Here is a 15,299-nt window from a genome sequence, read left to right as displayed (position 1 = left end):
TAATTGTTAGCTGTTAGCAGTGGAGCCCTTCGTTATTTCCCTGAAAATAGTTTCCAGGCTTTGCGAATTGCTCTGCAAAGAAAGTATGTTCCGGTTATTAATCAAAGCAAATTGTAACAGGTTTTTTCTGACCTGATCTACCTCATTGGTATACAATTGCCAACTGTTATTGTCAACGGCCGATACGCGGGTGACACCGTCTATTGCCAGCAGCTCGCTTTCAACGGCAGGCTCTCCGAATGTAACCTGGATATAGCCGTTGCCGGTACTGTGCTGCTGTAGGTGCGACAGCTGGTCGTCTGCGACTATTTTGCCTTTATTGATGATGATCACCCTGCTGCAGAGGGCTTCCACCTCCTGCATGATGTGGGTAGACAGAATAACGGTCTTATCGGTGCCCAGGCCTTTTATCAGCTGCCGTATATCGGCAAGCTGGTTAGGGTCTAGCCCGGTGGTAGGCTCATCAAGGATCAGCACCTCCGGATTGTGCAGCAGCGCCTGCGCCAGCCCAACACGTTGTTTGTATCCGTTAGACAAAGCCCCGATCTTCTTTTTCCGCTCAGGTTCCAACCCTGTAATACTGATTACCTCTGTGATCCGCCTTGAGCTTGCCTTTCCAAGCTGGTGTATCCCTGCAATGAATTCCAGGAACTCTTTTATATACATGTCGTAATACAGCGGATTGGATTCCGGCAGGTATCCTACTCTTTTACGTACTTCGAGCGATTGCTTCACAATATCGTATCCACATACGCTTGCCTGTCCGCTGGTGGGGGGAAGGAAGCCGGTAATCATTTTCATGGTAGTGGATTTTCCCGCTCCGTTGGGTCCCAGAAAGCCAGTGATCTCTCCCTTCTTTAATTCAAAGGAAATAGCATCAACAGCCTTTTGTTCTCCATATACTTTACTCAGTTGCGATACCTGGATAGACATGTATGATTTCTCATTTTGCGTGGCTAATGTAAGGAGTATTTTGGGATTTTGTTATGTGGTTATTTAGTTATTTAAAATGCGGCGAAGATTAAAATTGGTTAAAGGAACAAAATACCATCTTCGCTGCATTTTAAATAACTAAATAACCACATAACAAAATCCCAAAATATTCAGAAACCTTACATTTGCATATTATGAAGAGAGTCATTGGATTACTTTGCTTACTACCACAGTTGTTACAGGCGCAATCGATCCCGGAGAAGAATTATCCACAGGGCTATTTCAGGAACCCATTGAATATTCCTATAGAGCTGGCTGGCAATTTTGGGGAATTACGGCCCAATCACTTCCATTCCGGACTGGATATTAAGACCCAGCAGCGGGAGAATCTCGCAGTTCATGCTGCTGCAGATGGATATGTGAGCCGTGTAGGCGTGTCTCATACCGGTTTTGGCAACGTGCTTTATATTACTCACCCCAACGGCTATACTACCGTATATGCACATCTGAACAGTTTCTTTCCTGCATTGCAGAGCTATGTGAAGAAACAGCAATATGCAGCTGAAAGCTGGGCCAGTGATCTCACCATTCCGCCTGATCTCTTTCCGGTGAAGAAGGGCGATTTCGTTGCCTGGAGTGGTAATACAGGAGGCTCCGCAGGCCCGCACCTGCATTTTGAGATCAGAAATACCCAGACCGAAAAGCCGCTGAACGGGTTGCTCTTCGGTTTCGATATTAGTGATAACCGCGCACCAGATGTTTATCGTATAGCCGTTTACGATAGAGACAGAAGTCTCTACGAACAGCAACCGCTGATGATCCCCGTAAAGAAAGCAGGGGGCGAATACATTACCACCCAGCCGGTAATCAAAGTGAGAGCAAATAAAGCAGGACTGGCTATCCAGGCGGTAGACAGAATGAACACTGCGCCCAATACTTATGGCATCTATGAAGTGACGATGCTGCAGAACGGCACGAAGGATATTAGTTTCCAGCTAGATAATATAGGTTACGAAGAAACACGTTACCTGAATGCCCATATCGACTATAAAGTGAAGAAAGGCGGTGGCCCTTATCTACAGCTGCTTTTTCCGCTTCCAGGCAATGAACTGGACATCTATCATGAAGATAAAGGAGATGGTACGGTGAACCTCGGAGATGGACAGGTACATGATGTAAAGTTGCTTGTGAAAGATGCATACGGTAATACATCCACGGTGAAGCTCGCATTGCAGCAAAGCACGGTTCCTGCTGACGACAGATCCTGCGCCAATACCATGTATCCGAACTCCCGTAATATCTTCGAAAATAACCAGGTGGAATTCTTCCTTGATGAAGCTGCCTTGTATGATCATATCTGCTTCAACTATGTGGAGATCCCGGCCACCAGCCCTAAGGGATACTCCAACACCTACAGGCTGCATACTGCGTTGGTACCGGTTCACGACTATTTCAGTGTGCGCCTGAAGCCTTCCCGTAATGTACCTTCTTATCTGCAATCAAAAATTGTGATGATGCGTGAAGGTGAGGGAAGCAGCGTATCTGGCACCACACTGGAAGATGGCTGGTACAAAGGCACCTTCAGGGATTTCGGCAACTTCCACCTCGAAGTGGATACCACTGCGCCCAAGGTGACTCCGTTGGGAGCAAAGCCTGGCGCCAATCTGGGCAAGGCTGCAAAAATCTCTTTTGCGATGAATGATCAGAGTGGTATCAAAGATTTCCGCGGCGAGCTGGATGGTAAATGGTTGATGTTCTCCCGCAAAGGAAATGTACTCACCTATACATTTGATGAGCATTGCGGTCCGGGCAGGCATGTACTGGTAATGAAGGTAACGGATGTTGCCGGCAACGAAGGACAATACAGACTGGTGTTCAACCGCTGATAATACAAAGCATCTAAAAAAAATATTATAATGACCCAATTACAGGAAGGTGATAAAGCCCCGGTGTTCAAGGCCAGGGATCAGCACGGCAGAGAAGTGTCGCTGAAGGATTACAAAGGTAAACGCGTGGTATTGTATTTCTATCCGAAAGATAATACGCCAACATGTACTACACAGGCATGTAATCTGCGTGATAACTATCAGGCGCTTACCAGGAAAGGATATGTGGTGATTGGCGTGAGTAACGACACAGAAAAGAGTCACAAAAAATTCACAGACAAGTTTGATCTGCCCTTTACACTGCTGGCCGATGAGGATAAAACGATCGTTAACCAGTATGGGGTATATGGAGAGAAGCAGTTTATGGGAAGAACATTTGATGGTATCCATCGGACCACTTTCCTGATCAATGAAAAGGGGGTAATCGATCATATCATCCGTAAGCCTCACAGTAAAACGCATACGGAAGAGATCCTTGAGCTCTGGAAATAATCTGATCCGGATCATCCCCGGATCAAGTCCACCTATACTCCTGTATTCCTGTACTGATCGGGGCTGTAGCCTGGTGATATTTCAGGGGAATACGCCTTTCCTAACCCAGGATGACCTCAGACGATAAGTTTATTACCCGGTATAAAAAGGCCGCCCCTGCAACAGCAGGGGCGGCCTTTTTAAATTATAATTACAAGTGGACCATTAACGTTTCTGGCGCTGTTTCTTAAACAGGTTACCTGTTTTGAACTTGTTACCTTCAGGGCTGCCCACACGGTCCATCGCGCAACGGAAGCCTACAGTATTGGTAGCCATATCTTCCTGCATATAGCGGCGGGTGCCGGGTGAAAGCCAGTAGGCACGGTCGTTCCAGCTACCACCTTTAATCACGTGTGATTTATCGTTGATAAGAGAGGTAATACCGTAACCATACTCTACCTGTGAGAGCGTGTCACCATCGAGGTAGTTGATCACATCACCTTTCTGGTAGTTGAGACGGTTGGCGCTTTCTTCATCTGTTACATCGCGCATTTTCAGGTGACCAAGACTGTCTTTTTCAAACTCTTTGTTTTCGTTTTGATAAACAGTCTGGAATTTATTACCACGGAAGTAGTTGAAGTCTTCCCCATCAATCGGGTTGAGCGGTCTGTAAACGTCCAGTACCCATTCTGCTACGTTACCGGACATGTTATAGATGCCGAATGTGTTGGGGTAGAAGGAGCGGGTAGGACCAGGGATAGACGCACGGTCGTTCAGACCACCGGCCACACCCATGTTATCACCAGATCCACGCTTGAAGTTGGCGAGGAACTGACCCTGCATGGTACCGCGACGGATATCACGCAGACCGCTGGTGTTGGTGCCCCATGAATAAACCTGTTTATTCATGATCAGCTCTTCCCCGTGTTTACCTTCTTTCTTGGAAGGACCAGGGTTCTGACCGATGTAACCCAGGGCAGCATATTCCCATTCTGCTTCTGTCGGGAGACGGTAGTTTGGTAACATCACACCATCTTCAAACTGGGCAGGACGGGGAGTACCGTCAGCATTTTTAAACTGGTCTTTGGCTCCTTTTGACATTTTGCCCGGAGTACCTTCATAAAGGCCGGCACTGTAGGCTTTGGTATCAAAGGTATTATCGTCTGACTGGGTGGTGATATCTGCTTTGGAGAGCAGCCCCTTGTCCATCAGCATTTTTTCGTTTACGCGGTTGGAACGCCATTTACAGTAATCTACCGCCTGTTTCCAGGTAACGCCTACCACCGGATAGTCGTTATATGCCGGGTGACGGAAGTAGTATTCTACCAGGGGCTCATTATAGGCCAGCTCGCTACGCCATACCAGGGTATCCGGTAATGCATTGCGGTAAACATCAGGGAAGGACTCGTTATATACACGGGCCAGCCAGTAAAGATATTCACGGTAATGTACGTTGGCTACTTCAGATTCGTCAATGTAGAAGGAAGAAACTGTAATACGACGTGGAATGTTGTTCCAGTCGCCCATTACATCCTGCTCGGTAGCACCCATGGCAAAAGTACCACCCTGTACAAACACAAGGCCGGGACCGGTTGTCTGGTTCCTGTTTTTGGCCACACTAAACCCGCCCATCTTCTGGTCGTTATAGTTCCAGCCAGTAGCGGAAGAGGCCTCTTTCTTTTTTCCGAAGAGTCCTCCGCCATCTTTGTGGCAGGCAGTCATGGATAGCATTATGCCGGCACCTGCGAGCAATGATAAAGAGGTTAATCTACGCATGCGATACAGCTTTAGTCGATTATATTTACAGTAAACGCAAATGTAATCTTTTTTATTTTATGGCAAAAAAAATTAATCTGTAATTGTCACATCACAACTCCTGTCTCTCATGACAATCCCTCACCCCGTCAAGACAAAGAAAGTAATATATTTTAATTATTTATGTTATATTTTTTCTACTTTGCACGGGTACCTTTGAATGCCATTCAGAAGGGCAACCAAGATAATGAAACCAACTTATATTTTTCTTGCTGTCCTGCAAATTTTCCTGGTAACCCGTCAGGAAGCCGCAGCACAGAAGGGACAAAGAAAATACAGTCAGCACTCCGTTTTACAGCAAGGCAGCTGGTATAAGCTGCTCACCGCTGCTCCCGGTATATACCGGATTGATGTACCCCTGCTGAACAGTCTTGGCATCAACACACAACAACTTCCTACTTCAGCAATACATCTGCATGGAACCGGTGGCCGCATGCTACCGGAACCCAATGAAGCGCCCCGCTACGACGATCTGCCGGAAGTGGCGCTCTTTGCAGACGACGGGGGAGACGGCTATTTTAACGGAAACGACTATATATTGTTTTATGCCCCTGGCCCACATCAATGGACCTATAACCCTTTGCTGCCCGGATATTCTCACCAGCGCAACCTCTATAGTGACAGTGCTTGTTATTTTATTACAACAGGCAGTAATGGTGCAAGGATAGAGCAGGATAACGCCGATCTGATACCCGATACCCGTGAAGATGCCTTTGATTTTCTGGCCTTCCATGAACGGGACAGTATTAATTTCCTGAACAGCGGTAAACAGTGGTGGGGACAGGAGTTCAGTAAGGTATTGGGTAACAGCCGTACCTATGGATTTAGCCTGCCAGCTCCGGCGGCCGGGCCGGTGACTATCGGCATCCGGGCGGCTGCCCGCAGTGCTACAGGCTGCAATTTTAATGTAAGCATCAATAAGGCTGCCGCCGCCAGCGTATACCTGTTGCCGGTGGGTGGAAGCATATTTGAAGATGTGGCTACCGCTGCATCAGCCACAGGAGCTGTAAATGCCGGACAACAGGCGCTGGATGTGCAGGTGGATTTTGCCCCCGGCGACATCAACTCCCGCGGGTGGCTTGATTATCTGGAAGTACAGGCCCGCTGCCGCCTGGTGAAGCCTGCTACCGCTCCGTTGATTTTTCGTAGTATCGCTGCCGTTAGTAAGGGAAAGAGTATTCAATATGCGTTGTATAACGTACAGGGACAAACGCAGCTATGGGATGTGACAAATCCGCTGCGCCCGGTGGCTGTAAAGAAGAGCCAGCAGGGCGATTCCCTGCTGTTTACACGTCCTGGCGATCAGCTTCGGGAGTTTGTAGCGTTCAACAGCGGAGAAGCGTTACGGCCACTTCCTGGCGGCATGGTGCGCAACCAGGATCTTCACGGAGCCGGCAGTGCTGATCTGATCATTGTTACTGTAACTAGCCTGCGCGGGCAGGCGGAAAGACTGGCATCCTGGCATCGTTCACATGATCAGCTCACTGTACTGGTAGCTACCATGGAGCAGATATACAATGAATTTTCCTCCGGATCTCCTGATCCCACAGCGTTGCGTGATTTTGTAAAGATGTATTTCGACCGTGAACCTGAGCCCCGTTACCTGCTGCTCTTTGGGGCTGCCTCTTATGATTACCGTGACCGTGTAAAGAATAATACCAATTATGTTCCATCCTGGCAGAGTGAGGCTTCGCTGGATGCCATTCATTCCTATGTGTCTGACGATTATTTTGGCTTCCTGGACGACAAGGAAGATATTACACGCAATGATATTCCGAACCTGCTGGATATAGGCATCGGCCGGCTGCCGGTACGCAGTAACGCAGAGGCGGTACAGGCCGTTGATAAGATTATCCGTTACAGTCAGCCACCGTCGTTCGGTACCTGGCGCAACCAGTTTACCTTCCTGGCAGATGATGAAGACAATAATCTCCACTTTAATGATGCAGAATACCTCAGTGGTATCCTCGCGGGTATGGATCGTCATCCCGAGATCAACAAAATTTATGTGGATGCCTATCCGCAGGAAACAACTGGTACCGGTCAGAAATCTCCACAAGTGAATAAGGCAATAGCAGAGCGGATCAATAAAGGTACGCTGGTGCTGAACTACACAGGGCATGGCAGTACATTGCGCCTGGCGGATGAAACGGTGATGGATGCCGCATCTATTGCAGACTGGCGCAATGAGAACAGATTACCGCTGTTTATAACAGCTACCTGTGACTTTGCCCCCTTCGACGATCCTGCAGTGAACTCACTGGGACAGCAGGTGCTGCTGCAACATAGCAACGGGGCCATTGCGCTGATGACCACCACGCGCGCAGTATTCGCCAATGCCAACCGTATCAGCAACAGCAATTACCTCAAAGTTGCCTTTACACCGCAGGCTGATGGCAGCCGGCTTTCGCTGGGCGCGGCTGCACAACAGGCTAAGAACAATACTTACCGCACTTCGGGTGATATCATTAATAACCGCAAGTTCCAGCTACTTGGTGATCCGGCCCTCACACTGGCGTTTCCCCGCTATCGCGTTATAACTGATAGTATAAATGGAAAGGCCGCTATAACGGAAACGGATACACTGAAGTCGCTGCAGCAATGTATCATCAAGGGGCATATTGCAGATGCGCAGGGCCGTCCCCTGAAGGATTACAGCGGTACGCTCTCAACAGTGGTATATGATAAACCAGCTACATTCAGAACCAGGGGCAATGACCCCGGCAGCCAGCCGGCCGCTTATACACTGCAGCAGAACATTTTGTTTAAGGGGCAGCAGTCAGTGGCTAACGGGCAATTCACTGTTACATTCACTGTGCCGCAGGACATAGCAACAGGTACTGCTGCAGGGCGTATCAGCTATTATGTGTATAGTGATCAGACAGACGGGAACGGAGCTTTCGAAGGCTTCACTGCTACGGGACAGCGCATAGATGCGCCTGCAGATAAAACCGGCCCGGATGTAAAAGCATGGCTCGACAGCCGGAGCTTCAGCAATGGCAATATTACAAGTCCGGATCCCTTGCTGATACTGGATCTGGCAGATAGCAGCGGTATCAATATCTCCGGAAATAACCCTGCACATAATCTTACTGCAAGATTGGATGATGGTGATTATTTCATATTAAATGATTATTTTGAAGCAACTTTGAACAGTTATAGGAAAGGAAACGTATCTTTCCTATTGAGGGGGTTATCTGTCGGAGATCATAAGATTACTGTAGAGGCTTGGGACACCTACAATAATTCCACTGTAACGAGCATTTATTTTAAGGTCGCCGAGTCGGGAGATCTTGCCGTTGAAGAGGTAGTGAATTACCCTAACCCATTCCGGGGCGCCACAAAGTTTTCATTTGTGCATAATCAACCAGAACAGCAGCTGGATGTGGATCTGCAGGTTTTTACGACTGATGGCAGGTTAGTGAAGACAATGCGGAACACAATATTTCCCGGAACGGGCCGTTTTGAAGGAATCCCCTGGGATGGACATGGAGATACTGGCGCAAGGTTACCGGCAGGCATTTACTTTTACAGGTTAATTATTAAAAGCAATGGTAAGACCAGGGTGAAGGGTGGAAAAATGGTACTATTATGACCTATGCATAGAGCAGATTTTACTGTTGTCCCATATCGACCCCTTACTGATATTGATAATTAAGCTTATTTTTACACCCTATCAAAACACGTACATTGCATGATCCGAAAGGTGATATTGAGCTTCGCGCTCATTTCTGGTACTTTCATTAGTTTAGAAACCTCAGCCCAAGTTTCTACCGGTCAGCTCGATGGTCGTAGGAATATCATTAACACAGCTGTTCCCTTCCTCAGAATAACGCCCGATGCCCGCAGTGGTGCTATGGGAGATGTTGGTGTGGCGATATCGCCGGATGCCAACTCTATTTACTGGAACCTCTCCAAACTGCCGTTTGCTGACAGTAAAGCCGGTATCTCTGCTACCTATACCCCATGGTTGAAAGAACTGGTCAACGATGTATTCCTGGCTAATGTAAGTGGATATGTGAAACTGGATGAATTCCAGGCTATCGGGGCGTCTCTCCGTTATTTTTCACTGGGCACAATAAATTTCCGTGATTTCGATAATACCAACCTGGGTGATTTCCGTCCCCGTGAATTCGCGATAGATGCGGGTTACGCGCGTAAATTGTCTGAACATTTCTCTGTAGGTCTTACCGGTAGGTATATCTATTCCAACCTCGCTGGAGGCCAGACCAGCGGTGGAGTGGTAATCAGGCCTGGTAAGGCATTTGCCGCAGACATCTCTGCTTTCTATACCAAAGATTATGAAAAGGACAATGGTACAGCCAACAAGTTGAACCTGGGTATGTCTATCTCCAATATTGGCACAAAAATTTCCTACACCAGCTCTGCGCAGAATAAAGACTTTCTGCCTACCAACCTGGCGCTGGGAGGCGCTTATACCTTTGCACTGGACGAAAGCAACCAGCTCACTTTTGCACTGGACATCAACAAGCTGCTGGTGCCTACTCCGGACAGCAATGGTAACTATAAGACCAAAAGCGCGCTGGAAGGAATGTTTAGCTCCTTCGGAGACGCACCTGGTGGATTTAAGGAAGAGTTACAGGAGCTGATGTTCTCAGTTGGCAGTGAATACTGGTATAACCAGATGTTTGCAGTAAGAGCAGGTTATTTCTACGAGAACAAGAATAAGGGCAACCGCAAATACTTTACAGCCGGTATCGGTATCAAATATGATATTTACGGTCTCAACTTCTCGTACCTGGTGCCTTCTGGTTCAGGAACACAGCGTAACCCGCTGTCCAACACGCTCCGCTTCTCTGTAACCTTTGACCTGGGCGGCAGCAAAAATGATGAAAACAGAACAGGGTTTTAAGTAAGCATAACTACATCTCTTCACGACCGTTTAAATAATTTCCGTAAAGTCCCTCCGTATTTTCACGGAGGGATTTTATATTTAATAAGTACCTTGCGGCTTGGCAAAAAAAGTTTAAAAGAAATTAAGATATGAGCAGTATACGTATTGGCCTGGGAGTGGATTTCCATCAACTGGTTGAAGGACGCGAATTCTGGTTGGGAGGCGTACTGGTGCCGCACCATAAGGGAGCACTGGGACACAGTGATGCTGATGTGCTGTTGCATGCAATATGCGATGCCATGCTGGGGGCCCTGGCACTGGGAGACATCGGTGTTCATTTTCCTGATACAGACAATGCCTATAAGAATATTGACAGCAAGATACTGCTGTCGCGTTGCGCACAGTTGATTGGAGAGAAGGGCTACCATGTAGTGAACGTAGACAGCACACTCTGCCTGGAAGCGCCGAAAATAAAGCCCTATGTACCGCAGATGCAAGAGGTAATAGCAGAGCGGTTGAGGATAGGTGTGGAAGATGTATCTGTGAAGGCCACTACCACTGAGAAGATGGGTTTTGTAGGCCGCCAGGAAGGCGTAATGGCTTATGCCACAGTTTTATTGGAGAAAATAAAGCAATAACGCATTTTTAAAAATATCTTTGTTTAATGGCTGAAGTTATTGTAAAAGTTATCAATAAGTCCGGGAATGAACTACCGGCATACGCAACACCACAATCCGCCGGTATGGACCTGCGCGCACATCTGGAAACTGCTGTTACGATGCAACCAATGGAAAGAACGCTTGTGCCAACCGGATTATTTATGGAGCTGCCAGTTGGTTATGAAGCTCAGGTGCGTCCGAGGAGTGGGCTGGCATTGAAACAGGGGCTCACCCTGCTCAATACGCCTGGCACGATAGATGCGGATTACAGAGGAGAAATCAAGGTGTTGTTGATTAACTTATCCAACGAACCACAAACTATACAACCCGGTGACCGGATCGCACAGATGATCATCGCGCCTTATATTCAGGCGGTGATGGAGCCCGTGGAGATACTGTCTGATACAGAACGAGGCAGCGGAGGTTTCGGTCATACCGGTAAATCATAATAAATGCGTATACACTTCACCGTTATAGGACTAGCTGGTTTATTTTTGATGGGAGCATGCAACGGTGCGAAAAATTCAGCAACGAGGAAAGGCACTACTGTCAAAGATCCCGTTGTTCTCGAACAGCGGGCCGATAGCCTTTTCTTTGCCGCCCAGCGCTCCAAGATGATGGGCGATTATCGCACTGCCCTGACCCAGTATTCAGACTACCTACGGCTGAATAAGAACAACGCTACCGTTTATTATGAGATGGCCCGACTGTTTTTGGAAGGCCAGAACCTGCCATTAACGCTAAGTTTCGCCCGCCGTGCTGCTGCTATGGACACCAGTAACCGTTGGTTTCAGGTAACCCTCGCAGACGCTTATGCAGTGAATGCGCAGTTCGATAGTGCTGCTATTGTTTTTGGTAAGCTCAGCACTAAATACCCGGATAACGATGATTATCTTTTCAACAGGGCGATTTTATTGTCGAAGGCTAATAAACCGGCTGCAGCACTGGTCGTATTGAACCAGCTGGAAGATAAAATTGGCGTGGTAGAAGAGCTGGTATACCAGAAACAGAAACTGCTGCTGAAGATGAGCCTGGTGGATGAAGCTGCTGCTGAGATACAAAAGCTTATCAATACCAACCCGCAGGAAACCCGTTACTATCATCTCCTTGCGGAGGTGTATGACGCCAACGACCGCATTCCGGAAGCAAAAGCAATATATGATACCATACTCGCACGGGATCCTGACAATCCACGTGCATTGATAGCACTGGCTGGTTATGAAAAGAAGGCCGGCAATACGGCAGGGTACTGGCAGTATCTGACGAGATCTTTCGCCAATTCGACTTACAGCATTGACGAAAAGATCGCCTATGTGTATCCGTACCTGCAAATGACACAGCTGGACTCCACCAAGCTTCATGACGGTTTGCAGCTGACTTCCCTCATTGTGAAGGCGCATCCCGATGACGCCAAAGGTTATGCTCTGAGAGGCGACATGTACTCGCAGGCTGATATGCTGGACAGTGCACAACAGAATTATAAAAAAGCACTGAGCCTTGATTCTACCCGCTTCTCTGTATGGTATCAGATGATGTGGATCTATTCCCGCAAAGAAGATCCCAAAGCATTGCTGGCACTCAGTAATACTGTGACGGAGCGGTTCCCGAAAGAGTTTATGGGCTACTATTTCAAAGGAGTGGCCAGCTTCCTGTTACAGCAATACTCTGCTGCTATCAGTTCGCTGAATACTGCCCTGGAAATAGGCAATGGCGAAAGGAAGTTCAACGCAGACATCTACTCTCTGCTGGGAGATGCATATCATGCAATAGGCCAGCACGCGCAGTCTGACAGCAGTTATGAGCATGCTTTGCTGATACGCCCGAAAGATGCACTGGTACTGAATAATTACAGTTATTACTTATCGTTACGCGGAGAGAATCTGGAACGTGCCGCTCAGATGTCGAAGGAATCCCTGGAGATAGAGCCAGAAAGCCCTACCTACATGGATACTTATGCATGGGTACTGTTCCGGCAGGACAAATTCGAGGAAGCAAAGCAATGGATCGAGAAAGCACTTCAGTATCCGGAAGCACAGCAGAATCCTAATGTATTGGAACATTATGGAGACATTCTCTTCAATCTTAAAGATGTAACGAAAGCTGTACAATACTGGCAACTGGCCAAAGAAAAGGGCGCTACGTCTGTAGGCCTTACCCGCAAGATCGCGGAGAAAAAGTATATTCAATAGAGCCGCAGGATCTTTTAATCGCTGGGTCCTGTCTGCTAAAAGCTGAAAGATGAAACAAACACTGGTTTTTTTTATAGGCATAATCGGCATGGCTATGGTCGCCTGCCATCATCCCAAACAACTGGCACGTAATACTTTTCCGGCAACGGATACCACCAGGGTAGCCGCCCATCGCGACTCTACTACTGATGAAGAAAGAACAAGAATGGTAGGAGAGATGCTGAAAGGAATCAAAGAGCATAACATCGATTTCAAATCTTTCTCCGGCCGCATGAAACTGGCTTTCGAGAATGATAAAAAAAGCCATAACAATCTTACCGCTAACATCCGTATCCGGAAAGACAGTATCATCTGGATTTCTGTGAGCGCTCCCATCATTGATGAAGTGGTACGTGCAGTGATTACACCAGACAGCCTGAAGTTGTATAACCGTCTTGATAAGGAATTATTTTTACGGAAGATGTCTGACGCAGAACAGCTACTCAATATCCCTTTTGATTTCAAAACCCTGCAGGACCTCCTGATCGGGAATCCTGTATATCTTACGGACTCTGTGTTTCAGGTGGTGAAAACACCATCCATCATATCTTTCAGCTGTGAACAGGATAAATTTATCAGCTTGTTTAATGTGTTTGCAGATGACTATGGTCTGCAGCAGAGTAAAGTGATGGATAAAGACAGCACCAATCCTAACAAGCGCTCCTGCGAGCTCACTTATGGCGATTATGCACAGGTAGCTGGTCATAAGTTTCCCACTATACGCCGCATATTTATTGAAGAAAAAAGTGTAACCCGGATAGCGCTGGATTTTACAAGGTATGATTTTGATGTGCCTGTAAACTTCCCGTTTAGTATGCCTTCCAGCTACAAACGGATGTAATGGTATTTCCAAATGTCATCTTCATTAAACTAATAAACGTTGTATATTTATCGTTTATATAGAGATCTGATATTTAATTGCAATCACCGAAAATAGTCATGTTGTATTTGAAGAAGATTATCCCGTTGATATTGATCGTTTGGTTGCTGCCGGTAACACTGGCTGCACAGAACGCTGGCCAGCAGTCGCGGGAAGAGCTGGAACGCAGAAAAAAGGAATTGCAGAAAGAGATTGAAGAAGCCAACCAGCAGCTGAAAGAAACAAAGAAAACTACCAGGGAAAACCTGGGACAGTTGCGCGCATTGCGTGATAAGATTAACCTGCGTACCCGCCTGATCAATAATATCAACGAAGAGATCATCTTTATCAACGGGGATATTAATACCGCCTACCGTGATGTAAAAACCCTCCAGAAAGACCTGGATACCCTCAAAGCGCAATATGCGCAGCTTATCGTGTATGCATACAAGAATCGCTCTGCCTATGATATGATGAACTTCGTGTTCTCCTCACAGAACTTCAACGATGCGGTGAAACGGTTCCAGTATCTGAAGCAGTATCGTGAGTACCGTCGCAGACAGGCAGATAACATCGTTTCTACACAAGACCAGCTGAATAAAAAGATCCAGAACCTGGAAACGCAGCGCACCAAACGTTCAGACGTGCTGAAAACGGAGCAGGAACAACGTTCCATACTGGAAACAGATAAAAAGGAAAAAGACGAAGTACTCAATAAACTGAAAGGCCGCGAAAAGGAACTGGTGACTGATATTAACCAGCGCAACAAAGATGCACAGAAAGTGCAGGCGGCGATCCGTGCGGTAATCCGTCGTGAGATTGAGGAAGCAAGACGTAAGGCTATGGAAGAAGAGGCTGCACGCAGAAAAGCTGCAGAAGAGAAACGCCGCAGGGAAGAAGAAGCCCGTAAAGCCGCCGCTCTGGCCGCTGCTGCGGAAAGAGCCAAAGCTGCCGCTGCTGCTGCTGCGAAGAACAACAATAGCAATGCTACCCCGGCGCCGGAAAAAACTACGCCGCCTCCTGTACCTGAACCGTCGAAGCCAGCACCGGAACCAGAAAAACCGGTAACCCGTACTGAAAACGTACTGGAAGCCACTCCGGAAGCGCTGGCCCTGTCTGAGAGCTTTGAAGCCAACCGCGGTAAACTACCCTGGCCAGTAGACGCCGGTAATATTATTGAACACTTCGGTATTCACCAACACGCAGTAATGGAGCATATCACTGTTCCGTCTGATGGTATCGTGATTGCCACCAATAAGGGTGGTGCTGTTAAATCCATCTTTGACGGAGAAGTGAAATCTGTAGTAGTGATGCCCGGATCAGGATATGTGATTATTATCCGCCACGGACAATACTTTACCACCTATGTACGTTTGCAAACAACCCGTGTGAAAAAAGGAGACAATGTGAAGACCGGACAGGTAATAGGCACCGCCAGTGTCAATGATCTGGAAAACACCGGCGAAGTGGAATTACAGATCTGGAAAGGTGTGAATAAACAGAACCCGGAACAGTGGATACGGAGAAGATAAACAAGGAATCAGTTATTAGCTGTTAGCTGCTGACAGCTAGTAACTGATTCTCCAGCATACT

At 47.4% G+C, this 15,299-nt stretch carries 11 protein-coding genes; 9 read left to right on the top strand and 2 right to left on the bottom strand.

The features are described 5' to 3' along the window. Positions 1 to 6: 6 nt before the first annotated feature. Positions 7 to 933 (bottom strand): gliding motility-associated ABC transporter ATP-binding subunit GldA, encoded by a 927-nt coding sequence (gene gldA, locus VM802_RS11735; protein WP_325530590.1) that lies wholly within the window; start codon positions 931 to 933, stop codon positions 7 to 9. 194 nt (positions 934 to 1,127) lie between these two features. Between gldA and VM802_RS11730 the strand changes: the two genes are divergently transcribed. Together VM802_RS11730 and bcp are read left to right on the top strand one after the other, a co-directional pair. Continuing rightward, positions 1,128 to 2,819, top strand: coding sequence for a M23 family metallopeptidase (locus VM802_RS11730; protein WP_325530588.1), 1,692 nt, complete (start codon positions 1,128 to 1,130; stop codon positions 2,817 to 2,819). Between the two features lie 30 nt (positions 2,820 to 2,849). Beyond that, entirely contained in the window at positions 2,850 to 3,311 is a 462-nt protein-coding gene (gene bcp, locus VM802_RS11725) for a thioredoxin-dependent thiol peroxidase (protein ID WP_325530586.1), read from the top strand. A gap of 204 nt (positions 3,312 to 3,515) precedes the next feature. Here bcp and VM802_RS11720 read toward each other — a convergent pair whose 3' ends face one another. Continuing rightward, positions 3,516 to 5,066, bottom strand: coding sequence for an SUMF1/EgtB/PvdO family nonheme iron enzyme (locus VM802_RS11720; protein WP_325530584.1), 1,551 nt, complete (start codon positions 5,064 to 5,066; stop codon positions 3,516 to 3,518). 226 nt (positions 5,067 to 5,292) lie between these two features. Here VM802_RS11720 and porU point away from each other — a divergent pair, with 226 nt between their 5' ends. From porU to VM802_RS11685, 7 genes are all read left to right on the top strand, one after another. Continuing rightward, positions 5,293 to 8,700, top strand: a complete 3,408-nt coding sequence (porU, locus tag VM802_RS11715; protein ID WP_325530582.1) for a type IX secretion system sortase PorU — start codon at positions 5,293 to 5,295, stop codon at positions 8,698 to 8,700. 99 nt (positions 8,701 to 8,799) lie between these two features. Beyond that, entirely contained in the window at positions 8,800 to 9,978 is a 1,179-nt protein-coding gene (gene porV / locus VM802_RS11710; protein WP_325530580.1) for a type IX secretion system outer membrane channel protein PorV, read from the top strand. 131 nt (positions 9,979 to 10,109) lie between these two features. Beyond that, the gene (ispF, locus tag VM802_RS11705) at positions 10,110 to 10,598 is read left to right on the top strand and encodes a 2-C-methyl-D-erythritol 2,4-cyclodiphosphate synthase (RefSeq protein ID WP_325530578.1); all 489 of its coding nucleotides are present in this window, start codon (positions 10,110 to 10,112) and stop codon (positions 10,596 to 10,598) included. Between the two features lie 26 nt (positions 10,599 to 10,624). Continuing rightward, a complete protein-coding gene (gene dut / locus VM802_RS11700; protein ID WP_325530576.1) occupies positions 10,625 to 11,068 on the top strand; it encodes a dUTP diphosphatase in 444 nt (147 codons plus the stop codon). Between the two features lie 3 nt (positions 11,069 to 11,071). Beyond that, entirely contained in the window at positions 11,072 to 12,808 is a 1,737-nt protein-coding gene (locus tag VM802_RS11695) for a tetratricopeptide repeat protein (protein ID WP_325530574.1), read from the top strand. Positions 12,809 to 12,857: 49 nt separating this feature from the next. Beyond that, a complete protein-coding gene (gene lolB1, locus VM802_RS11690; protein WP_325530572.1) occupies positions 12,858 to 13,688 on the top strand; it encodes a lipoprotein insertase outer membrane protein LolB1 in 831 nt (276 codons plus the stop codon). Positions 13,689 to 13,795: 107 nt separating this feature from the next. Then, positions 13,796 to 15,238 carry a murein hydrolase activator EnvC family protein gene (locus VM802_RS11685; RefSeq protein ID WP_325530570.1) on the top strand — a complete coding sequence of 481 codons (1,443 nt, stop codon included), beginning with the start codon at positions 13,796 to 13,798 and terminating at the stop codon, positions 15,236 to 15,238. The last annotated feature ends 61 nt before the right edge of the window (positions 15,239 to 15,299 follow it).

The sequence above is a fragment of the Chitinophaga sp. genome, from assembly GCF_035538455.1.
In the GTDB taxonomy this organism is placed as follows: domain Bacteria; phylum Bacteroidota; class Bacteroidia; order Chitinophagales; family Chitinophagaceae; genus Chitinophaga.
The sequence above is the reverse complement of the archived record's forward strand: the minus strand, read 5'-3'. Positions and strand labels throughout refer to the sequence as shown.